The sequence below is a fragment of the Devosia sp. genome, from assembly GCF_965229025.1.
Taxonomy (GTDB): domain Bacteria; phylum Pseudomonadota; class Alphaproteobacteria; order Rhizobiales; family Devosiaceae; genus Devosia_A.
In genome coordinates, this window is record NZ_OZ245853.1 from 1,285,703 (window position 1) to 1,308,167 (window position 22,465).

A 22,465-nucleotide genomic window follows, 5' to 3' on the forward strand; every position below is an offset into this window, starting at 1 on the left:
CGGGTAGTCCGCAATTTTGTATGGCCGTCGCCACGCCGGATCATCGGGGTCTGAGTTAGGCCTCCGGCATCGGGGAGCGTACTGGCCGGTGCGCCTCGCGACTTGTTACCAAGACGGAGCCTGACCGGTCGGTCGGTTGCCAATACCATCGGCCCGCCAGGGAACGACTCCCCTGGCTCCCGATATCTCCCACCGTTCGTTCGTCGCGACCGCGTCCGTGTGGGGGACGGAGAGAGAATAGCTCAGGTTTAGGGGTGCGGGGACAAGTTGGGTGTTTTGCTGGTGGATCAACGGACTATCGTGGCTCCGGCCCCTCACCCAGCTTTGCTACGGCGCTGACGCGCCTAGCGACGCTACCCCGACACTCGACCATAGGTCTCGCGGCCTTCTCCCCTCAAAAGGCGCCACTGGCGCCTTTTGCCCTCCGGGACGGCTCGAAGTCCCCAGAGGGGCGAGGGGACTGAGGGTCTGGTGCACAAAAGGTGCCCACAGATGCTGTGAAGAGCACTTTTCCTGATGGCTGCTTCCTTCCCGTCCCTACCCTGAGAAGGGTGAGGGAGATCGAGAGGGTTGTGCCTGGATCAACTCGGGATCGCCGGTCATCACAAGGCGCTGAGGGGGCTGGTGCTTGGGGTATAGCGGCGACATATGGTGGGCGAAGTCGCGCCAGTGGGTGCGGAGGATGGAGTTTGGTGATGACGACGGAATCGACGGCGAGGGACTGGACGCGGTGGCTGCGGAATGTGGCGCTGGCGCTGATTGTGCCGGTGGCCGGGCTGGCGTTGTGGCAGACGGGTAGTGGCGCGGCCGAGCAGGCGGTGGTGATCCCGGCGCCGGCGGTTGATTTGACGGCGGCCGACGGGACGCAGACGGCCGTGTTTGCCGGCGGGTGCTTCTGGGGCGTGCAGGGGGTGTTCCAGCACGTAAAGGGCGTGACCAAGGCAGTGTCCGGCTATGCTGGCGGCGCGGCGGACACGGCGCAATACGAGATGGTGGGATCAGGCACCACCGGGCACGCGGAATCGGTGCAGGTGACGTACGACCCCAAGCAGGTGAGCTACGGCCAGCTGCTACAGGTGTATTTTTCGGTGGCGCATAACCCGACGCAGCTGAACTTCCAAGGCCCGGACCAGGGCACGCAGTACCGCTCGACGATCTTTGTCGCGGATGACAAGCAGAAGTCGGTGGCGGAGGCCTATATCGCCCAGCTCGACGCGGCCAAGGTGTATCCGGCGGAGATTGTGACGACGATCGAACCGCTGAAGGGGTTTTATCCGGCTGAGCAGTACCATCAGGATTTCCTGACGCTGAACCCGACCTACCCCTATATCGCGATCAACGACATTCCCAAGGTCGAGGCGCTGAAGGCGCTGTTTCCGGGGATTTACAGCGACAAGCCGGTGCTGGTTGGACAGCTTTAGGCTGGTCGGTCACTGGCTCCGCACACCCCCTCCCAACCTCCCCCGTCAAGGGGGAGGTGCAGAACGAGCGTAAGGCACGCGAAGTTGCCTACTTGAGGAGCGCTTCGATTTCGGGGGCGATTTCGGCGGGTTCGGTGGTGGAGGCGAAGCGCTTGATGGCGTGGCCGTCTTTGCCGATGAGAAACTTGGTGAAGTTCCACTTGATGTCGTTGAGGCCGAGCATGCCGGGCGCAGCCTTTTTCAGCCACTGGAACAGCGGCGCGGCGTCGGGACCGTTGACTTCGACCTTTTCGTAGAGCGGGAAGGTGACGTTGTAGTTGAGCTCGCAGAAGCTGGCGATCTCGGCTGCGGCACCGGGTTCCTGTTCACCGAACTGGTTGCAGGGGAAGCCGAGTACGGCGAGACCCTTGTCGCCGTAGGTTTTGTACAACGCTTCGAGGCCGGTATATTGCGGGGTGAAGCCGCAGAAGCTGGCGACGTTGACGACGAGGACGACCTTGTCGCGATAGTCCGCGAGAGACTGTTCGCTGCCGTCGAGACGACGGACGGAAAAGTCGTAAAAATCAGACATGTCAGTATCCTTATTGGGCAAACCGGCCAAGTGAGAGCGGCGCCGTATCGCGCCGTTCTGAACGGAGGTCCCCTGCCCTAACTCTCGCGCTTGGTCTCGTCCAGACGCTTCTGCGTGAGCGCCTCTTCGGCGGCCTCGCGCTGTTTGTCGGCCTTTGTGCGGCCGAACTTGGCGCGGTTCTGCGCGGCGGTGGCATCCTTTTCGGCGCGCGCCTTGGCCTTGCGGGCTTTGGAGAGCGAAAGGATGTCGGCCATTGCTCACCTCACATCATGAAAGTTGACGCAGCTTCGAAAGACGAATGGTGCGCTGGCCATTCTTCTGAACAGGGCCACAAGCGTCCCACACTTTCTGCCCCTCGCCATAGTACACAAGTTCTGCCGTGGCCTCGGTCGCAATCCTCATCACAAGTAAGCGCTCACAATTGGCGTACATCGAGATCGATAGCCCGCCAGTCAGCTTAATCTGAACAAGGCTTCCGTCTTCAGCACGGGCATCGTGAACAGCGCTTGAGTTAGGAAGGAGCTCCAGTCCAAATTGTTCGGCTGCTATGGCTTCGCCAATCGACCCTACCAGGTGTCCATCCGGAGTGAACTTTCGTCCCGGGTAGCGCGCTTCCAGTGCACGGACCGCTGCGTAAATCGCTGCGACCTCCAGCGGAAGTGGTACGACTACCCCCATCAAACCAGGCGACTCTGCACCACGGCCGCTTCGATGAAGCTGGCGAAGAGCGGATGCGGTTCGAAGGGCTTGGATTTCAGCTCCGGGTGGAACTGCACGCCGATGAACCACGGGTGATCGGTCCGCTCGACGATCTCGGGCAGCTTGCCATCGGGCGAGACGCCGGAGAACAGCAGGCCGTTGGCCTCGAGGACCTTACGGTAGTTCATATTCACTTCGTATCGGTGGCGGTGGCGCTCGGTGATGCGGGTGGTGCCGTAGATATCGGCAACGCGGCTGCCCTTCGAAAGCTGGGCGGGATAGGAGCCGAGGCGCATGGTGCCGCCGAGATCGGTTTCTGCTGAACGCGTCACCTGCTCGTTACCCTTGACCCACTCGGTCATCATGCCGACGATCGGTTCCTTGGTGGGGCCGAACTCGGTGGAGGAGGCATTCTTGATGCCGGCGGTGTTGCGGGCGGCTTCGATGCAGGCCATCTGCATGCCAAAGCAAATGCCGAAATACGGCACGTCCTTCAAACGGGCAAAGCGGGCGGCCTGGATCTTGCCGGCCGAGCCGCGCTCGCCGAAACCGCCGGGAACGAGGATGCCGTGGATGTGCTCAAGATAGGGCGCGGGGTCTTCGCGCTCAAAGATCTCGCTGTCGATCCAGTTGATGTTGACCTTGACGCGGTTGGCGATGCCGCCGTGCTGGAGCGCTTCGGAGAGCGACTTATAGGCGTCCTTGAGGCCGGTATACTTGCCGACGATGGCAATGTTGACCTCGCCCTCGGGGTTGTGGAGGCGGGCCGAGACGTCGTCCCACTTGCTGAGGTCGGGGACCGGGGCGTCGGTGATGCCAAAGGCGGCGAGCACTTCGCGATCGAGGCCTTCGCGATGGTAGGCGAGCGGCACATCGTAGATCGAGGCGACGTCGAGGCCCTGGATGACGGCGCTTTCGCGCACGTTGCAGAACAGCGACAGCTTCTTTTTCTCACCGGCCGGGATCGGTCGGTCGCAGCGGACGAGGAGCACGTCGGGGGCGATGCCGATCGAGCGCAGTTCCTTGACGGAGTGCTGGGTGGGCTTGGTCTTCAGTTCACCGGCGCTCGGGATATAGGGCATCAGCGTCAGGTGCAGGTAGCAGGCGTGGTGGCGTGGCAGATCGTTGCCGAACTGGCGGATGGCCTCAAAGAACGGCAGGCCCTCGATATCGCCAACGGTGCCGCCGATTTCGACGAGGACGAAGTCGAAATCCTCGTTGCCTTCGCGGATGAAGTCCTTGATGGCGTCGGTGACGTGCGGAATGACCTGCACGGTGCCGCCGAGGAAATCACCCCGGCGCTCCTTGGCGATGATGTCGGAATAGATGCGGCCGGTGGTGATGTTGTCGCGCTTGTTGGCGTGACGGCCGGTGAAGCGCTCGTAATGACCGAGATCGAGATCGGTTTCGGCGCCATCATCGGTGACGAACACTTCACCGTGCTGGGTCGGCGACATCGTGCCGGGATCGACATTGAGGTAGGGGTCGAGCTTCCTGAGCCGGACCTTATAGCCACGTGCCTGCAGCACCGCACCGAGTGCGGCGGAGGCCAAGCCTTTGCCCAATGAGGAAACCACGCCACCGGTGATAAAAACGTACCGCGCCATGGGCCTTCACCTTAAGGACTGAAAACAGTGATTCGGAAGGGCTCCGGCAGTATCGGCCGGGTTTGCCCCATACAAAAAGAAGAAGGGGATGTTTCCATCCCCTTCCCTGGTTCGCTGTCGCGGCGGCCTCAGTTGGCAGGCGCCGCGGGTGTGGTTTCCGGCGTGGTCGCTGCCGGAGCCGTATCGGTTGGCACGGCCAGCCCAGGATCGGTCGCAGGCGCGGCCGGAGTGGTGGTCGCAGCGGGCGCCGTCTGATCTGTGGTGGTGGCGGGCGTCGCGCTGGTATCAGGCGTCGTCGTCGCGGGAGTGGTTGCGTCGGCGGGGACCGGCAGATCGGAGGCGTTCTGCTTCTGCAGGTTCTGCAGGGCGTCGAGCACGTCCGTCGCCGCGCCGCCATTGGCGCCGGCCTTGTCGAGAATGGTCTGCGTGCCGCGGTCGAGTTCGGAGAGGATGGTCAGCCCGATCGCCGTGGCAAAGAAGAGCGCCGCGAGGATGGCCGTAGTGCGCGTCAAGAGGTTTGCCGAGCCGCGGACACTCACCAGCCCGTTGCTGGACTGCGACCCCATGCCCAGCCCGCCCCCTTCGGAGCGCTGCAGCAGGATGACTGCGATCAACGCGAGCACGATGAGCAGGTAAGCAACAATCAGAACATTGGCCATGAGGACCTATCGGCTTTCACTAGACGAGTTCGGCGGGCCTTCTACACGCGCGCCAAAACAAATGCCAGCGCTTCCGCAGCCTTTGATAGGCAGCGGAGCACTCTTCAAGCTGCCGAGATAATCGCATGGAAGTCATTTGCCAAGAGGCTTGCGCCGCCAACGAGCCCGCCATTGACGTTTTGCACCTTGAGGATGTCAGCGGCGTTGGCGGGTTTCATTGAGCCGCCGTAGAGGAGTTGCACCGCCTCGCCGCGATCGGCGAAGCGCTTGAGGAGGAGTGCACGGATGCCGTCGTGCATTTCGGCGATGTCAGCGATGGTCGGCGTCAGGCCGGTGCCGATGGCCCAGATGGGCTCATAGGCAATAACGATTCCGAAGTCGGACCATTGGTCAGGTACCGAGCCCTCGAGCTGGGTGGCGACAACGGCATCGGCGATGCCGCCGCGGCGCTCGGCCTCGGTTTCACCGACGCAGATGATGGGGATGAGGCCGGCGGCGAGTGCGGCTTCGGCCTTGCGGCGCACCAGTTCGTCGGTTTCCGCGTGGTTGGCGCGGCGCTCAGAGTGGCCGACGATGACGTAGCGCGCGCCGGCATCAGCTAGCATCTGGGCGCTGATATCGCCGGTATGGGCGCCGTTGAGGGCGGGGTGGCAATCCTGGCCGCCGGAGAGAATGGCAGTGCCGGAGGCAGCTTTGCTCAGGCGGTCGAGGAGCGTTGCAGGGGGACAGATGACCACGGTGCAGTTGGGCCCACTGCCTTCGGACAGCTTTGCGGCGAGCTTGCTGACCTCGGCCAGCGCCGCTCCCGTGCCGTTCATCTTCCAGTTGCCCGCCACCAGCGGGGTGATCTCTCTAGCCACGTATTGCTCCTGCTACTTGCCTAATGCGGGCGTTTGCCATAACCCCCGTGCCGTTGTGCCTTGCGGCACATTCGCGACCCTGTCTAGTATCCGCCGCCCGCCGGATGGCGACTTAGTTGGATTATCCTGATGCTCGCTCTGTTTCGTAAGTTCGCCAATACCATCGTCGGCAAGATCCTCATGGGTCTGATGACAATCGGCCTCGCCGGGTTTGGTATTTCCAACGTCATCAGCTCGCTGGGCACCAATACCGTGGCGACGGTCGCGGGGCAGGAAATCTCGATCCGCGATTTCAAGCGGGCGTATGACACGCAGATGCAGCAGGTTTCCCAGCAGATCGGCAAGGTGCCGACGTCCGAGGAAGCGCTGGCGATGGGCATCCCCTCGATGGTGCTGAGCCGGCTTGCATCGGAGGCTGCGGTCAATGCAGTGGCCGTGGATATGGGTTTGGGCGTTTCTGACGACCGGCTGGCAAAGATGGTCAATGAGGATCCGAGCTTTTCGAGCACGCTTGGCGGCTTTGATGTCACGAGCTTCAAGCGCGTGCTGCAGCAGATGGGCTACACGGAAAAAGAGTATTTCGAACTGCAGGCCAAGGCATCGCGCCGCCAGCAACTGGCGAGCGGCCTGTTTGCCGGTTCTCCTGTTTCAGCGACTGCAACGGACCTGATCAACCGGTTCAGCGGTGATACGCGCACAGTCGATTTTTTTGTGCTCAATGGCGAGAGCGTGGCGGGCGTGCCGCTGCCGACAGAGGACGACCTGGCAGCGTATCTCAAGGATCACCAGACCGAGTTCCGCACCAAGGAAACGCGTACGGTTGACCTGTTGGCGTTGTCGCCCGAGGTGCTGGCTTCGACCAAGACGATTTCGGAAGACGAGATCAGTGCGGAGTACGAGCGCACCAAGGATAGCCTGGTAAAAATCGAAAAGCGCACGATCAAGCAGATCGCGCTGACGACCCCCGAGCAGCAAAAGCTGTTTGAGGATGGGAAGGCCGCCGGCAAGGGCATCGGCGAATTGCTGGCGACGTCGGGCCTGGCGTTCACCGAGCTGGGGACGCTGGCCAAAACCGAGATCACTGACCAGAGCCTTGCGGACACGGCGTTCGGTCTGCCCGTTGACGGCTATGCGATCATCGAGGGCATTGGCGGCAAGCGCGTGATCACGGTGTCGGCGATCACGCCGGGTGGCCAGGTGACCCTGGCCGAGGCGCATGACGATATTGCCAAGCGGCTCGCAATGACGGCGGCGCGCGCAGAATTCAACGACGTGCTCGACCAGATCGAGGAACTGCGCGCTGCGTTCAAGCCGCTGTCCGAGATTGCGAGCCGGTTCAATCTGACCCCGACGAGCATCCCGGTGACGGCTGATGGCGCGGAGCTCTCAACGGTAACGGCTATCCCCGCAGAAGATTATTCGCGGGTGGCGAGCGCGATTTTCAAGGCGGACCAGGGCGCGCTCGATCCGACCATCGCGCTTGGTTCCAACCTGAGTGTGTGGTTCGACCTGAAGTCGGTCGATGTGGCGCGGGACCAGACGCTGGATGAAGTTCGCGATGCGGTGACCACTGCATGGACGAAGGAAAAGACCGATGCCGCTTTGCAGGCAGAGGTCGACAAGGCTCTTGGCGAGTTGAAGGGCGGCAAGGCGTTTGCCGATGTCGCGGCCGAGCTCAACCAGTTCCCGCAGCTCAGCCAGCCTCTGAAGCGCTCGGGCGATGGCACGCCGGTGATCAACGACGCCGTGGCGCACGAGATCTTCAATGGCGGGCCGGATCATGTCGGCACCGCGATCAACGGCGACGGCGACCACGTGGTGTTCCATGTCGTCGAGATCACTCCCGCGACGGGCGATGCGCCTGCTGCGGCCAAGAAGTATGTCGAGGACGGCACCCGCGACACGCTTTATGCCGACTTCGTCAGCGGGATCACCTCCGAGGCCGGCACGAGCATCAACCAGCAGGTGCTGAGCAGTCTGCTGGCAATCGACACATCCGCGCAGTGATGGGCGCAGTGATGGGCGACGATCAGTACGGCCGCTTCGCCTCGGCGTATGAGAGCGGTCGGGACCAGATCGTCTTTCGCCGTGTCGTTGCCGACCTTGAAACGCCGATCGGCGCGTATCTGAAGCTCTCCGAGGGGCGCAAGAACACGTTCCTGCTCGAAAGCGTACAGGACGGCGCAATCGTCGGCCGCTACTCGATGATCGGGTTTGACCCGGACATCATTCTGAAGGTCGAGTCCGGCAAGGCGAGCATCAACCGTAATGCCGGGCTTGATCCGGACGGCTTCGTGCCAGTAGCCGAAGCGCCGCTCGACGTGCTGCGCGCGCTGGTGGCCGAGAGCCAGGCGGATGTGCCTGAGGGGCTGCCCTCCACCGCTGCCGGGATCTACGGCTATCTCGGCTACGAGATGGTTCGGCTCATGGAAGTGCTGCCGGATCGGCATGATGCCGGGCTCGGGCTGCCGGATGCGATACTGATGCGGCCGACAGTGCTGGCGGTGTTTGATACGTTGAAAGACGAGCTTTATCTGACGGCGCCAGTCTATGTGCGCCCCGGAGTTACGGCTCGGCAGGCCTGGGAAGGCGCGCAGGCTCGTATCGATGATGCGGTGAGCCGGCTGGCGCGCACCCTGCCCTACAGTGCGGCGCCGCTGGATATCGACAGCATTGCCGTCAAATCCAACACCAGCATCGAGCAATATGCCGGCATGGTGGCGCGGGCCAAGGAGTACATCACGGCCGGCGACATCTTCCAGGTGGTGCTGAGCCAGCGGTTCGAGGCGGAGTTCACCCTGCCCCCGACGGCGCTCTATCGCGCGCTCCGCCGCACCAACCCATCGCCCTATATGTACATGCTGGATTTCGGCGACTTTGCCGTTGCCGGTTCAAGCCCGGAAATTCTGGTGAAGGTCGAGAACGGCCAGGTCAATATCCGGCCGATCGCCGGGACGCGGAAGCGCGGCGCGACGCCGACGCGCGACAAGGAACTGGCCGACGAGTTGCTTTCGGATCCCAAGGAGCTGGCCGAGCACCTGATGCTGCTCGACCTTGGCCGCAACGATGTTGGCCGGGTGGCGAAGATCGGCTCAGTGAAGGTCACCGACAAGTTCTTCCTAGAGTACTATTCGCACGTCATGCACATCGTTTCGAACGTCGTCGGCGAGCTCGACCCCAAGTACGATTTTGTTGATGCGCTGGCTGCCGGGTTCCCGGCGGGTACGGTGTCAGGTGCGCCAAAGGTGCGGGCGATGGAGATCATCGACGAGTTGGAACAGGCACGGCGCGGCATTTATGGCGGGTGCGTGGGCTATTTCGGCGCCGACGGGACGATGGACACCTGCATCGTGTTGCGCACCGCAATTGTCGCGAACGGCAAGATCTATGTGCAGTCGGGCGCCGGGATTGTGGCCGACAGCGTGCCCGAGCTGGAACAACTGGAATGCGAAAACAAGGCGCGCGCCCTTTTCAGCGCCGCCGAAGAAGCACTACGCTATGCGGGCGAGGCCCGCGTGGGTCAGTAAGGGGGACCGATGCGCCTTCTCGTCATCGATAACTACGACAGCTTCACCTACAACCTCGTACACTTTCTCGGTGAACTCGGGGCGGACCCGGTTGTCTATCGGAACGACAAGATCACCCTTGATGAGATCGCAGTCATGGCGCCTGAGGGGATCGTGTTGTCTCCTGGCCCCTGCACCCCCAATGAGGCTGGTATCTGCCTCAGCCTGATCGAGCGGTTTGCGCCGACGACCCCGCTGCTTGGGGTGTGCCTGGGGCATCAGGCCATGGGCCAGGCGATGGGCGGCGACGTGATCCGCGCGCCGTATTTGATGCACGGCAAGACTTCGAAGATCAGCCATACCGGCAAGGGCCTGTTCCGCGGGCTGAATGCCGGTTTTGAGGCGACGCGCTATCACTCGCTAGTGGTGAAGCGCGAGACGCTGCCGCAGGTGCTGGAGGTGACGGCGACGTCTGATGATGGGCTGATCATGGGCATGCAGCACAAGACCTACCCGAGCCATGGCGTGCAGTTTCATCCTGAGAGCATCGCCTCGGAGAACGGCCACGCTCTGCTGCAGAATTTTCTCAACATCGCCCGCGACTTCAACATGAAGAAGGCGGCGTGATGGACATCAAGGCCGCGCTGAACAAGATCGCGACCCGGCAGGACCTGACCGGCGAAGAAATGCGCTCGGTGATGACCACGATCATGAATGGCGAGGCGACGCCGAGCCAGATCGGCGCGTTCCTGATGGGGATGCGAGTCAAGGGCGAGACGGTGGGCGAGATCGCGGCAGCGGTCTCGATCCTGCGCGAGAAGATGGTGCGGGTCGAGGCGCCCGAGGATGTGATCGATATTGTCGGCACAGGCGGCGACGGTGCCGAGACGCTGAATATCTCGACGGCCGCGTCGTTCGTAACCGCTGCGGCCGGTGTGCTCGTTGCAAAGCATGGCAACCGGGCGCTCTCGTCGAAATCCGGGGCGTCCGATGTGTTGCAGGCGCTGGGGATCAAGCTCGACCTGACGCCGGAGCAGATCAGCGCTTGCATTCGCGATGTCGGGATCGGCTTCATGTTTGCGCCGGCGCATCATCCGGCGATGAAGCATGTAGGTCCGTCGCGGCAGGAGATGGGCACACGGACGATGTTCAACCTGCTTGGGCCGCAGTCGAACCCAGCGGGCGCCCGGCGCTATATGCTGGGTGTGTTCGACAAGCGCTGGGTGGAGCCGGTGGCGGCGGCGCTGCTCGCCAACCGCGCGATTGCGGCCTGGGTGGTGTATGGCGCCGACGGGCTGGATGAAATTTCGACCACGGGGCCGAGCTTTGTGGCTTCGATCAAGGGCGGCGACCTCCGCAGTTTCGAGGTGACGCCGGAAGACGCCGGGTTGCCGCGCGCGACCATCGCCGACCTCAAGGGGGCGGACCCAGCCTACAATGCCGGCCGGCTGCGCGCGCTGCTCGATGGGGTGAAGGACCCCTATCGCGACGTGGTGCTGCTGAACACAGCTGCCGCGCTGATTGTCTCCGATCGCGCCGAGGACCTCAAATCCGGTGTCAGGATCGCAGCTGAGGCGATCGACAGCGGCAAGGCCCGCCAGGTGCTCGATAAACTCATTGCCGTTTCCAACGGGTAATCCATGTCCGATATTCTGTCCCAAATCGAAGTCTACAAGCGCGAAGAGATCGCGGCGGCCAAGACGCTGAAGCCGTGGAACGAGGTGGTGGCCGAGGCGCATGATGCGCCGCCGGTGCGCCGGTTCCTTTCCGCGCTGAAAAAGAAGCGCGCGGAGGACAAGTTCGCGCTGATCGCGGAGGTAAAGAAGGCGAGCCCGTCCAAGGGGCTGATCCGGCCAGATTTCAACCCGGCGGAGATCGCGCGGGCCTATGAACTGGGTGGGGCGGCGTGCCTTTCGGTGCTGACTGACCGGCCGAGCTTTCAGGGTGCGCCGGGGTATCTGATCGAGGCGCGCAATGCGACGCGGCTGCCGGTGCTGCGCAAGGATTTTCTGTTCGAGACCTATCAGGTGGCCGAGAGCCGGGCCTGGGGTGCGGACTGCATCCTGGTCATTCTCGCCGCCGTGACCGATGACGTCGCCCGCTACCTGCTGGACGCTGCCGAGGAATGGCGGATGGATGCGCTGGTTGAAGTGCATGACCAACTGGAGCTCGACCGGGCGCTGGGGCTCGGCGCGGAATTCATCGGCATCAACAACCGGAACCTCCGCACTTTCGAGACGACGTTGCAGACCTCGATCAACCTCGCAGTCGGAGTGCCGGAATCGGTGCACCTGGTGTCGGAGAGCGGGGTCTATTCAAACGCCGATATCAAGCGTCTTGAGGCCGACGCCGGGATCGGCACGTTCCTCGTCGGCGAGAGCCTGATGCGGCAGGACGACGTGACGGCTGCCACCATTCAGTTGCTGCGCAACTAGGATGACGCTCACCCACCTCAACCAGCTTGGGGAAGCCCATATTGTCGATATCGCCGATAAGGCGACGACCCGGCGGCGCGCCGTGGCGACGGCGCGGCTGGAGGCGCTGCCGGAGACGATTGCACTGATCCTAGGTGGGACGCTGAAGAAGGGTGATGCGCTGGCGGTGGCGCGGATTGCCGGGATCATGGCGGCAAAGAAGACAGCTGAACTGATCCCGCTCTGCCACCCTATTCCGCTGACGAGTGTGGAGGTGACGATCGTCGGCGATGGCGCGGGCCTGCTGGTCACCGCGACGGCGGAAACCAATGCGCAGACCGGCGTCGAGATGGAAGCGATGACGGCGGCCTCGGTGGCGGCGCTGACGCTTTACGACATGGCGAAGTCGCATGACCGGGCGATGCGGGTGACGGCGATCCAGCTTGAGGAAAAGTCGGGCGGCAAGTCGGGTGATTTCAAACGATGATGCCGGTTGACGAGGCCCTGGAGCGGATTTTCGCCAAGCTGCCCGATTTGGGCTCGGAAGTGGTACCGCTGGGGCGGGCGCATCGGCGGGTATTGGGAAAGCCCCTGCTCGCCACTCACAGCCAGCCGCCGTTCGATGCGAGCGCCATGGATGGGTATGCGGTGCGTGCGGCAGAGGTGGTGCCGGGGCGGCCGTTGAAGCTCGCGGGGACGTCGCAGGCGGGTGCGCGCTTTGTCGGCATGATGGAGCACGGGCAATGCGTGCGGATATTCACCGGCGCGCCGTTGCCGATTGGCGCGGATGCGGTGATCATGCAGGAAGAGGCTAGCGCGGCGGGGAACCAGATCAGTTTCCAGAAAGCGCCACGGGCGGGCCAGAGCATCCGCAAGCAGGGGTTTGATTTCCTGCGTGGCGCGGAACTGCTTCCGGCGGGCGTGGCGCTGACGCCTGCGATGCTGAGCCTTGCTGCTTCGGCCAACCAGCCGAACTTGACGGTGACCCGGCGGCCGAAGGTAGCGATCCTCGCCACGGGCGATGAACTGGTGGCGCCTGGTGGCACGCTCGGACCTGACCAGATCGTGGCTTCGAACTCGTTCGGGCTGATCGCGATGGTGTCGCCCTATGCGGAAAAGGTCATCGACCTGGGGATCGTGCCGGACGACAAGGCGCGGCTGGAGCAGGTGTTGCTGAGTGCGTTCGACATGGGCGTCGACATGCTGATCACCAGCGGTGGCGCGAGTGTCGGGGACCGCGATTACGTGCAGCAGGTGCTGCGCGACCTTGGGGTGACGCTCGATTTCTGGAAGCTGAGGATGCGGCCGGGTAAACCGCTGATGTTCGGGACGCGCGGCAAGACGCTGGTGTTCGGGCTGCCGGGGAACCCGGTTTCGGCAATGGTGACGGCGACGGTGATCCTGAAGCCGGCGCTGCGGGCGATGACGGGGCACACGGACCCGCTGTGGCCGCGGATCGGGGTCCCTACCCTGCTCGGCCTGCCGCCCGCCGGGCCGCGCCGACATTTCATGCGCGGGATTTTGAGCCGGAACGAGATTGGCTATCTCGAGGTTACGCCGATCTTTGAGACCGACAGTTCGCACTCATCTTCGCTGGCGCTGGCGGATGCACTGATCATTCAGCCCGAGGATGATCCGGGCTCGCCGCCGGGCGAGATTGTGGAAGTTATTCCGCTCGCCTGGGGCTAAAGAGTTAGGTGCCGACCGGCTTGGCGGCTTCGAGAGCTGCGTCGACCAAGGCATCGCGGCCAGAGAAGAAATCGAGATCGGCTGGGACGTCGGTGTAGCCTTCGGTCCAGGCGTTGACGCCATCGAGGGCGAGAAACACAGCCAGCGGGTCGGTGCCGTCGGCTACTGATGCTACCAACTGCGCCTGCAAATCGTTCAGCCGCGCGAGGGCATCGTTCACATATGTGGCTTCCGCGCGATCGGTGGGCCAAACGGCGCCGCCGGCCTCGATCAGATACTTCAGCGAAACAATGTAGTAGCTGCCCTCGGCGAGCAGATCGGTGTCGAGTTGCGAGGAGGCTTCGAGGCTCGGGCCCTGCTTGGCGATAGCCTTGGCGTCTTGCGCCAGAATCTGTGCCGCGTCGTCTTGCTCAATCGTATCAAAGTGCACGCGCAGTTGCAGCAGGACGGCCTTGCGGTCGAGGTAGGCGTGGCTGAGCGTGGCGACGTCTGCGGATGCTGGCAGCGGCGTGGTGGCGGCCATGTCGGCTGCCTGCGCGCTCGCTGACGCTGCGGAAAACATCATTGCCAGGGCAATGAACATAAGCCCCTTACTCGGCCGTACCATCGGGTCGTCCTCAAAACTTGTTAGGGCCTCACTTACCATGATGGATAGGGCGAGGCACCTGAGGGTTAGTGCTCGGGCAGGACTTCTCGACTTTAGGGTTACGAGACAGGGTAAACACCCGCAGCTTCCGTCTCGGTGCTAACCAAACATTTGTCGGAGAGTTGCGAACGAACGGCGGACGTTGCACCCTTATTCCAATATATCAAGTGGTGGGACTTCCATGCGTATAAGTATTGCAAGTGCATTGGTGGGCATGGCCTGCCTGATCAGTTCGTCTGGTCTTGGCGCCGAGAGCGACTATTACCCTCAGGCGACATGGGACAAAACGTATGGCGGCGAGCTGAACATCTCGGTGTTCATCTATCGTGACCTGAACGCCAATGGCACCTATGACATTGGTGACCGCCCACTCGCTGGTGTTGCAGTGCAGATGACGGGGGCCGGCAAGACGCAGCTGTCGCGCTCCAACATCAACGGATTTGCGAATTTTCGGATGTCGGCAACGCAGCAGGATATGGAAGTCACCAGCGTGGGGACTTACCAGTTTGAGGTGATGCCGCCGCCTGGAACGGTGATCAGCAGTGGCAATGCGGTGCAACAGTCTGCATTTGAACTGCTTACAGGCGCGCCCGCCGATATGTTTGCGACAACCCCACCTATCCCGGTGGGCATTACCTCAGCGCTGACCGTCTCCGGGTTTCTGGCCTCCCCTGGTACCGGTCCAATCGAGGCAGGGGTAAACGGCCTCGCAGACACGGAAATCAAGGTCACGGCGCCCGACGGAACGGTGGGCCAAGCGTTCACCGACAAGACAGGACAGTTCAGCTTTCACGCGTCGCCCGGCGAATGGATCTTGGGCTTTGACGATGGTTCAGGGCCGATCGAAAGGCGCGTTACCGTTGCTGATGCACCCGTATATCTCGGCGTCCTGACCAATGCGCCAGTGCCAGTTGCAGCACCAAGTGTGGCCACCTTCGAGGGCATGGACTTTATTGCCGTGGACAAGGTTCCCTCGGGCTACGCCGGGGTGCAATGGCGTAACTTTGTGGCCGTGCAGCAGGAATATTATGGTGGAGAAGGCTATATCAACACCACGACCTCAGGGGACTTCGTCGCGTATGGCGGCTCGGGTCACCCAGCGTTTATTGCGAACGACTTACCATTCACATTTGAAGGTGGGTATTTCGGTGTCGGTTGGACTTCTGCAGAAGGCGAAACGCTGAACATCCGAGCGTATCGCAGCGATCAACTGGCGTATATCGACCATATTCATCTCTCTGCATTGACGCCAATTTACTATGCGCCGAATATTTCTGGAGTGACGCGAGTGGAGTTCTCGACAGCTCACTATTGGCAGTTCGTTTGCGATGATCTCAGAGTGGTAACTGCCCCCTAAAGTACTGAAATAAAACACTTATGTGAGCGCGCCTGGTCGTTGGACCCGGCGCGTTTTTCTTTCTGTTTGCTCGTTGCAAGCAGCGATTTAGCCCAATTTGTGATCGACTCTTGGCCCGATTCTGGCGATCCCGTTCTTGTCAAGAATTTTTGGGCATGTTTAAACAATCGTTAATTGCGGCGTAGCGTTTAGTTTCGCAGGGAGTGATAGTGATGCGTGTTCGTAGTGGCCTCATGCGGGGCCTGCTTCTCTTCGCCAGTTCGGGGACGTTGTTATCAACCCTCCCCGCCGTCGCACAGCAAACAGTTACGGTGGCCCAGGTTTCGGCCTCCTGCCCGGACGTTCCATATGGCGTTGCCTGCCCGGGTATTGCTTCTGAATATATTCTCGGCAAGCCGATCTCAGTCGCGAATGACGCTGAGATTTCGGCCATGGTCGCCAATATCGCTGAACTTGGGTCAACTCCGCACGTGACGCTGCGCATCTGCGAAAATGCAGCGGAAGGTGTCAGGATTCTGGCCACTGGAACCAGCACGGCGGTCCTGCATCAGCAGATCCTTGATATCGCTGATGCGATGTGCACGGGCGTCCGTACTGCTTCGATCCTTGCCACAGACTTTGATGGTAGCCCGGCAACAAGCGGGGGTGGCGTGCCTCCGAGCGGCAACGGCGGCGGCAACGGCGGCGGCAACGGCGGCGGCAACGGCGGCGGCAACGGCGGCGGCAATGGCGGCGGCAACGGCGGCGGCAACGGCGGCGGCAACGGCGGCGGCAATGGCGGCGGTAACGGCGGCGGTAACGGCGGCGGCATGGGCATGGGCATGGGCCCCCATGACGATGATGACGACTGCCCGGACGACGGCATGGGTATGGGCATGGGCCCCGATGGCATGGGTATGGGCCCCGATGGCATGGGTATGGGCCCCGACGGCATGGGTATGGGCCCCGACGGCATGGGCCCCGGCAACGGTGGCGATGACGGCATGGGCATGGGTCCCGACGGCATGGGCCCCGGTAACGGCGGCGATGACGGCATGGGCATGGGTCCCGACGGCATGGGCCCCGGCAACGGTGGCGATGACGGCATGGGCATGGGCCCCGACGGCATGGGCCCCGGTAACGGCGGCGATGACGGCATGGGCATGGGTCCCGACGGCATGGGCCCCGGCAACGGCGGCAATGACGGCATGGGCATGGGCCCCGACGGCATGGGCCCCGGTAACGGTGGCGATGACGGCATGGGCATGGGCCCCGACGGCATGGGCCCCGGCAACGGTGGCGATGACGGCATGGGCATGGGCCCCGACGGCATGGGCCCCGGCAACGGTGGCGATGACGGCATGGGCCCCGGTAACGGCGGCGATGACGGCATGGGCATGGGCCCCGACGGCATGGGCCCCGGCAACGGTGGCGATGACGGCATGGGCATGGGCCCCGACGGCATGGGCCCCGGTAACGGCGGCGATGACGGCATGGGCATGGGTCCCGACGGCATGGGCCCCGGCAACGGTGGCGATGACGGCATGGGCATGGGCCCGGACGGCATGAGCCCCGGTAATGGTGGCGGCAATGGCGGCGGGATGACCGGTGGTCCTGGCGGCATGGACGGAATGGCCATGGGCCCCTCCGGCAACGGCGGCGGCAATGGCGGCGGCAATGGCGGCGGTAACGGCGGCGGTAACGGCGGCGGTAACGGCGGCGGCAATGGCGGCGGCAATGGCGGCGGTAACGGCGGCGGCAATGGCGGCGGTAACGGCGGCGGCAACGGCGGCGGTAACGGCGGCGGTAACGGCGGCGGTAACGGCGGCGGTAACGGCGGCGGCAACGGCGGCGGCAATGGCGGCGGCAACGGCGGCGGCAATGGCGGCGGCAATGGCGGCGGTAACGGCGGCGGCAACGGCGGCGGCAACGGCGGCGGCAACGGCGGCGGCAACGGCGGCGGCAATGGCGGCGGCAACGGCGGCGGCAATGGCGGCGGCAATGGCGGCGGCAATGGCGGCGGCAACGGCGGCGGCAACGGCGGCGGCAACGGCGGCGGCAACGGCGGCGGCAACGGCGGCGGCAATGGCGGCGGCAACGGCGGCGGCAATGGCGGCGGCAATGGCGGCGGCAATGGCGGCGGCAACGGCGGCGGCAACGGCGGCGGCAACGGCGGCGGTATGACTGGTGGTCCTGGCGGCATGGAGGGCGGCCCAAGCGGTATGGAGGGCGGCGGTACTCCCGGCGGCGGTGGCACACCTGGCGGCGGAACGCCTGGTGGCGGCATGACCGGCATGGGCATGTAGTCGCCCCCTGCGCTCACGAACAGTTAGACTCCCGGGAGAAATCCCGGGAGTTTTCGTTTCTGCCGGTATTAACGATGCCGATTTACCTCGATCTGAAGCAAGACTTTACCCGAGACGTCGCCGGACTAGTAATGCCAGCAACTCGGTTTGCGTGCAGAGCTGATCGCAAGCCCTGGACTGCTGGATACAATTGCGGAGTGTCGCGGTGTTTTACTTTAGCGCAGGGTTTCTGGTCCTCTCCGGTATCGCCAGCCTGACATATCAGGTTGCTTGGGTACGGCTGATCGGGCTGAGCCTGGGGTCGACGAGCGCTTCGATCAGCACGGTGCTTGCGGCCTTCTTCTTCGGCCTAGCCCTTGGCAGCTTTCTCGCGGAGCGACTGACGCGCAACCGGATCAACAGCCTGCTGCCCTATGCGCTACTGGAAACCGTTATTGGGCTTAGCGGGCTGGCCCTATTGCCTATCCTGCTTAACCTCGACGGCGTCATGGCCCTGATCCCAGCGGCGGGCACTGAGCTTTGGCTCAAGTTTGCAATTTCTGCCGCGCTCCTGGTCATCCCGACGACTGCAATGGGCGCGACCTTTCCGGTGATGGCGGCGGTTCTGATCCGTACCAAAGAGCATGTCGGCACGCGGATCAGCCAGCTCTATGGCTTCAACACTTTCGGCGCAGTTCTTGGAGCTGGACTGTCGGGATTTGTCGTCATCCCTGCCTGGGGGCTCGATGGGGCGATTTACGCGGCGGCGACCCTGAATGCGATTGTCGTGGTCGGCGCAATAATTGCGAATTTTGCGGCTCCGCTGCGGCCGGTTTCGATACTCGAGCCTCAAGTTGAAGGCGCCGAAGCCCCGTTGCCCATCGCACGGGCCCACGATGCCGGCATGCGCTGGCGAGCAGCGGCGACCCTGGTTGCAACGGGTTTTGCTTCCGTGGCTGCCCAGGTTGGGTGGACCAAGTATCTGGCGATGTTCACCGGCAGCACCATCTATGGGCTTTCGGCCATTCTGACGGTGTTTCTCGCCGGTATTGCTATCGGAGCATGGGTGATCGGAACGTTCATCGACCGCATTGCCCGGCCTCGACTTTTCATGGCTGGCGGTCTGCTGGCGCTGGCGGCGACGCTGGTGCTGGCCCGCGCAGGCCTCAGCCTGCTGCCGCCGGTGCAAGGTGCGCTCAACGTACTGGGCATCGAAGGAACCTCGGATCACCTGGTGCGGCTGGCGATCGTGCTGGTACTGATTTTTCCGCCGACATTCGTATTCGGCATGTTGTTCCCGATCAATCTCAAGCTCTATTGCGGCGACGTGTCGGGCGTGCGGAAGCGCGTCGGTGAAGCCTACGCGATCAACACTCTTGCCAGCATTGCTGGTGCAGTGCTTGCCGGGTTCTGGAGCATCCCGGTATTCGGCACTGACGCGCTGCTGACTGGCGTCGCCGTTGGTGTTGCGTTGCTCCCGCTGGTTTGGGGCGGTGAAGGACTGCAGCGGGTGCGGCGCTTTGCTATGCCGGCGCTGGTGGTGCTGGTGCTTGCGGGCAATCAGTTGCTCGGGCACCTGGATTTCAAGGCCCTGGTGGCCTCTGTGGGCTACGACGACAGCTCGCGTGACGGCAAGGCGGGCGACTTCATGTTCCTCAAGGAGGGCAAGGCCGGTGTCATTACGCTGGTTTCCTATGACGGCAAGAACGCCCGGCTGCAGAACAACGGCCTGAACGAATCTCAGATCAGCCTGACCAACTCGAACAACCTGCTGACCACCGAAGCCCTCCTGGGACTGGTCCCGTATCTGCTGCGTCCAGATGCGAAGTCAGCATTCATGCTCGGTTTCGGGGGCGGCATTTCGACGACAGCTCTGACGCTGACCGGGCTCGAAAAGATCCATGTTGTGGAGCTCGAGCCGGCTGTGGTCGATGCGGTGCGGACGATCAAGGACGGCCCTGCAACCGCGCTCGATGATCCGCGCGTCTCGCTCGAGTTCAATGACGCGCGCAATACTCTGCTGGTGCAGCCGACCACCTACGACATCATCGTGTCGCAGCCATCGCACCCGTGGCTTTCAGGTTCGGCGAATGTGTTTACGCAGGAATTCTGGTCGGTGGCGCGCAGCCGACTGAACGAAGGGGGTGTGTTCTCGCAGTGGATCAACCTGTTCCAGATGGACGCCACAACGCTGAAGGCGCTGCTCAAGGCGTTTTACACCGTGTTTCCGGATGGGCTGGTGCTTGCCAATAACAACGCCAAGGACCTGATCATGATCGGCTCGACCGGGCCGCTGACGTTTGACTATGAAAAGATCGACGAAATCCTGGCGCGACCGGCAGTGCGGCAGCGACTGGAGTCGAGCGGCATCTTTACGACTCAGGACGTGCTCTGGTTCTTCGCCATGTCGCGTAACGAGGCGGTTACGGCAACGGCCGACGCCACGCCCAATCGGGATACCAACATACTATCTGAAGTGCGGCTGTCGGCGCTGACGGGCGACGCGACCGGAGACGAGGACCCCTATGGGTTCATCAGGCAGAATTCCAGCTTCGACATAACGCCCTACATTGGTGCTGATACGCGGAAGCTGGTGCGGCTGAGCAACTACTTCAACGGATGGGAGAGGTATGACCGTGCGAAGCTGGTCAACGCCCAACTGGCCGCAATCGATCCGCAAATGGGCGCTGTGGCAGAGTATGGCAGGCTGATCGCCATGGACGATTTGGCATCTGCAGCTCAGCTTTATGCAACGCGAAGCGACTGGCCGGCCGAGATACGGCTCAAGCAGGCAGGTGCGCTGCTGGATGCCGGTCTTGCGCAGGATGCAAAACCGATCATTGCGCAGATCGAAGCGCCGGCGGTCCGGCGTACCATGGAGGCGCGGCTGGCGTTCGTCAGCCAGGACTGGTCGGCGCTGGCACAGCATAGCCTCGCGACGGGTGAAGAGCGCATGTGGTACCTGCTGGGCGTGGCGCAGACCGATCCGCTGAAGGCGGGCCTCGAACTGCAGGCGATCGATCCGCCGGCGAGCGCCCGGCTACCGGTGCTGCGTGCCCTACTAAGGTATCAGAGCCTCGAGGGAACCGACGCCGCAATCGATAAGGCCTCGACGGCTTTGGCATCGGCGACGGCCGCCCTCGCCAAGCGATACGCCGACATTGCGACCAAAGCTGCGAAGGCCGGTGATGCCACAATGGCACAGCGGCTGCGGGATTTGCTGCAACTGCTAGCGCCGGATCATGAGTCGCTGAAGCAGTTGAACACCACCATCGCATCGATCCAGCCGCAATAAATAGTTAGCTCTGAGGAGCCCGACGCCATGACCGCACTTCGTTCTGCCTGCTTTGCTTCGCTCTCCATGCTATTGGCCGCCTCGCCATTTCCCGCGGTTTCTGCGGAAAAGGCAAAAGACAATCTCGCGGCGGTGCTCTGCTACACGCTGGCGGCCGATCCACAGGATCGGCAAAGGCCGGACGGCTATCCAGGGGTGCCAGCCGCTTCAGTGACTGACGCAGCCGTTACCGCGTGTGACGTTGCGCAGCAGACTGAGCCGGACAACGAGCAACTGGTCTACCTCTATGGACGGGCCAACCTGGCGCTTGGCTATTACAGCGCAGCGATCGTCGAACTGACCAAGGCCGCTGCCGGTGGCTATGCCGCAGCGGAACTGGCGCTTGGCAACGTCCATGCACAAGGACTAGGCGTGGCGCGAGACGCCCAGGCGGCGCTTTTGCACTATGAAGAGGCCAGCGACCTTGGCGATCCGACAGGGCTGGTCGATGCGCTCAGTCAATCGATCGATGCCAATGAGATCACTCCTGAAACGGCGACGCTGCTGCTGAAGGCGGGGCTGGCGGGGTCGAGACAGGCATGGTCGCTGCTCGGCAGGCTCGATGCTGAGTATCCTGAGACAGTGCCGCATGGCCAGATCGAGCAGGCACTGATGAAGGGGGTGGCGGCGGGTAGCAATACGGCAGGCGTCGAGCTGGGCCGGTTTTATAGCCGTCACGGAAACGCGACTGCCGATGCGGCTGTATTCGACCTGATGGCCAAGCGCGGAAGCCGTGAGGCAATGCTGGCGCTTTCGGAACGGACGAGCGGGGCAGAACGGCTCACCTGGCTGAAGAAGTCCGCCGATTTGGGAGAGCCCAAGGCCATGTATGACCTCGCGCTCGACTACAAGACGGGTACCGCCGAACTTGCTGCGGACCAGAGCGCCTATCGCGACTGGCTGCGGCGCGCTGCGCGCGCCGACTATGTCAGCGCGATGACGGACCTGGGCTACGAGTTCCTTTACGGCGAGGCCAAAGACTACGACTCAGCCCGCAACTGGTTTGAGCTGGCAGACGACAAGGGCAGCAGCGGAGCGGCACTGGGGCTGGCGTATATCTATGAGGCCGGCAATGGGGTGCCGGCTGATGCGGATAAGGCGATCGGATATTACACTGCAGCTATTGATGGTGGTGAGAGCATCTACGCTCGCTATTACCGATCGCGGCTCGAGGACAAGGCGGGGAAGCTCTACGCGCCGGAGGCTTCAGCGACAGACCTGCTGCTGTCCGATCCGGCCGGTCCTGCCGGGGACGCTGCGACTGCCGGCCTTGCCGAGTACAGCAAGGAGACGCTGAAGGTGTTGCAGCAAAAGCTGGCTGACGCGGGACATTACAAGGGTAAAGTCGATGGCGATCCGGGCCCGGGAACACTGCGGGCGCTGGCGGCATACTGGGCGGCTCCGCACTGAGCGGAGGGTGGCGGCACGGCTGGATAGG

Annotated in this window: 19 protein-coding genes; 12 read left to right on the plus strand and 7 right to left on the minus strand. The window is 63.0% G+C overall.

Going from position 1 to position 22,465, the window contains the following annotated elements:
* Window positions 1-695: 695 nt before the first annotated feature.
* Entirely contained in the window at window positions 696-1,421 is a 726-nt protein-coding gene (msrA, locus tag ACO06J_RS06445) for a peptide-methionine (S)-S-oxide reductase MsrA (RefSeq protein ID WP_421759881.1), read from the plus strand.
* Between the two features lie 88 nt (window positions 1,422-1,509).
* On the opposite strand, the gene ACO06J_RS06450 is transcribed toward msrA, so the two are convergent.
* From ACO06J_RS06450 to tpiA, 6 genes are all read right to left on the minus strand, one after another.
* Window positions 1,510-1,992: a glutathione peroxidase gene (locus ACO06J_RS06450; RefSeq protein WP_421759882.1), complete on the minus strand. Its 483-nt coding sequence runs from the start codon at window positions 1,990-1,992 to the stop codon at window positions 1,510-1,512.
* Window positions 1,993-2,069: 77 nt separating this feature from the next.
* Window positions 2,070-2,246 (minus strand): DUF4169 family protein, encoded by a 177-nt coding sequence (locus ACO06J_RS06455; RefSeq protein WP_421759883.1) that lies wholly within the window; start codon window positions 2,244-2,246, stop codon window positions 2,070-2,072.
* 13 nt (window positions 2,247-2,259) lie between these two features.
* Window positions 2,260-2,670 (minus strand): DUF6998 domain-containing protein, encoded by a 411-nt coding sequence (locus ACO06J_RS06460; protein WP_421759884.1) that lies wholly within the window; start codon window positions 2,668-2,670, stop codon window positions 2,260-2,262.
* Window positions 2,670-4,298 (minus strand): CTP synthase, encoded by a 1,629-nt coding sequence (locus tag ACO06J_RS06465; protein ID WP_421759885.1) that lies wholly within the window; start codon window positions 4,296-4,298, stop codon window positions 2,670-2,672. The genes ACO06J_RS06460 and ACO06J_RS06465 overlap by 1 nt, the downstream gene beginning before the upstream one ends.
* 128 nt (window positions 4,299-4,426) lie before the next feature.
* Window positions 4,427-4,957: a preprotein translocase subunit SecG gene (gene secG / locus ACO06J_RS06470; RefSeq protein WP_421759886.1), complete on the minus strand. Its 531-nt coding sequence runs from the start codon at window positions 4,955-4,957 to the stop codon at window positions 4,427-4,429.
* Between the two features lie 104 nt (window positions 4,958-5,061).
* A complete protein-coding gene (gene tpiA, locus ACO06J_RS06475) occupies window positions 5,062-5,817 on the minus strand; it encodes a triose-phosphate isomerase (RefSeq protein ID WP_421759887.1) in 756 nt (251 codons plus the stop codon).
* A 129-nt stretch (window positions 5,818-5,946) separates the two neighbouring features.
* Between tpiA and ACO06J_RS06480 the strand changes: the two genes are divergently transcribed.
* The 7 genes from ACO06J_RS06480 to glp are packed head-to-tail and all read left to right on the plus strand — an operon-like array spanning window position 5,947 to window position 13,426.
* Window positions 5,947-7,824, plus strand: coding sequence for a SurA N-terminal domain-containing protein (locus ACO06J_RS06480; RefSeq protein WP_421759888.1), 1,878 nt, complete (start codon window positions 5,947-5,949; stop codon window positions 7,822-7,824).
* Window positions 7,825-7,835: 11 nt separating this feature from the next.
* The gene (trpE, locus tag ACO06J_RS06485) at window positions 7,836-9,344 is read left to right on the plus strand and encodes an anthranilate synthase component I (RefSeq protein ID WP_421759889.1); all 1,509 of its coding nucleotides are present in this window, start codon (window positions 7,836-7,838) and stop codon (window positions 9,342-9,344) included.
* 9 nt (window positions 9,345-9,353) lie between these two features.
* Window positions 9,354-9,950, plus strand: a complete 597-nt coding sequence (locus tag ACO06J_RS06490) for an anthranilate synthase component II (protein WP_421759890.1) — start codon at window positions 9,354-9,356, stop codon at window positions 9,948-9,950.
* Entirely contained in the window at window positions 9,947-10,960 is a 1,014-nt protein-coding gene (trpD, locus tag ACO06J_RS06495; RefSeq protein WP_421759891.1) for an anthranilate phosphoribosyltransferase, read from the plus strand. The genes ACO06J_RS06490 and trpD overlap by 4 nt, the downstream gene beginning before the upstream one ends.
* A gap of 3 nt (window positions 10,961-10,963) precedes the next feature.
* The gene (trpC, locus tag ACO06J_RS06500; protein WP_421759892.1) at window positions 10,964-11,758 is read left to right on the plus strand and encodes an indole-3-glycerol phosphate synthase TrpC; all 795 of its coding nucleotides are present in this window, start codon (window positions 10,964-10,966) and stop codon (window positions 11,756-11,758) included.
* A 1-nt stretch (window position 11,759) separates the two neighbouring features.
* A complete protein-coding gene (moaC, locus tag ACO06J_RS06505) occupies window positions 11,760-12,224 on the plus strand; it encodes a cyclic pyranopterin monophosphate synthase MoaC (RefSeq protein ID WP_421759893.1) in 465 nt (154 codons plus the stop codon).
* Window positions 12,221-13,426: a gephyrin-like molybdotransferase Glp gene (gene glp / locus ACO06J_RS06510; RefSeq protein WP_421759894.1), complete on the plus strand. Its 1,206-nt coding sequence runs from the start codon at window positions 12,221-12,223 to the stop codon at window positions 13,424-13,426. Before moaC ends, glp begins: the two co-directional genes overlap by 4 nt.
* 4 nt (window positions 13,427-13,430) lie before the next feature.
* Here the strand turns inward: glp and ACO06J_RS06515 are convergent, their stop codons facing one another.
* Window positions 13,431-14,033 carry a hypothetical protein gene (locus ACO06J_RS06515; RefSeq protein ID WP_421759895.1) on the minus strand — a complete coding sequence of 201 codons (603 nt, stop codon included), beginning with the start codon at window positions 14,031-14,033 and terminating at the stop codon, window positions 13,431-13,433.
* A 220-nt stretch (window positions 14,034-14,253) separates the two neighbouring features.
* Here ACO06J_RS06515 and ACO06J_RS06520 point away from each other — a divergent pair, with 220 nt between their 5' ends.
* From ACO06J_RS06520 to ACO06J_RS06535, 4 genes are all read left to right on the plus strand, one after another.
* The gene (locus tag ACO06J_RS06520) at window positions 14,254-15,429 is read left to right on the plus strand and encodes a hypothetical protein (protein WP_421759896.1); all 1,176 of its coding nucleotides are present in this window, start codon (window positions 14,254-14,256) and stop codon (window positions 15,427-15,429) included.
* Window positions 15,430-15,641: 212 nt separating this feature from the next.
* A complete protein-coding gene (locus ACO06J_RS06525) occupies window positions 15,642-17,714 on the plus strand; it encodes a hypothetical protein (RefSeq protein WP_421759897.1) in 2,073 nt (690 codons plus the stop codon).
* 205 nt (window positions 17,715-17,919) lie between these two features.
* Window positions 17,920-20,988: a fused MFS/spermidine synthase gene (locus ACO06J_RS06530; RefSeq protein ID WP_421759898.1), complete on the plus strand. Its 3,069-nt coding sequence runs from the start codon at window positions 17,920-17,922 to the stop codon at window positions 20,986-20,988.
* A 27-nt stretch (window positions 20,989-21,015) separates the two neighbouring features.
* Complete coding sequence (locus ACO06J_RS06535; protein ID WP_421759899.1) at window positions 21,016-22,437, plus strand: hypothetical protein; 1,422 nt, start codon at window positions 21,016-21,018, stop codon at window positions 22,435-22,437.
* Window positions 22,438-22,465: the final 28 nt, after the last annotated feature.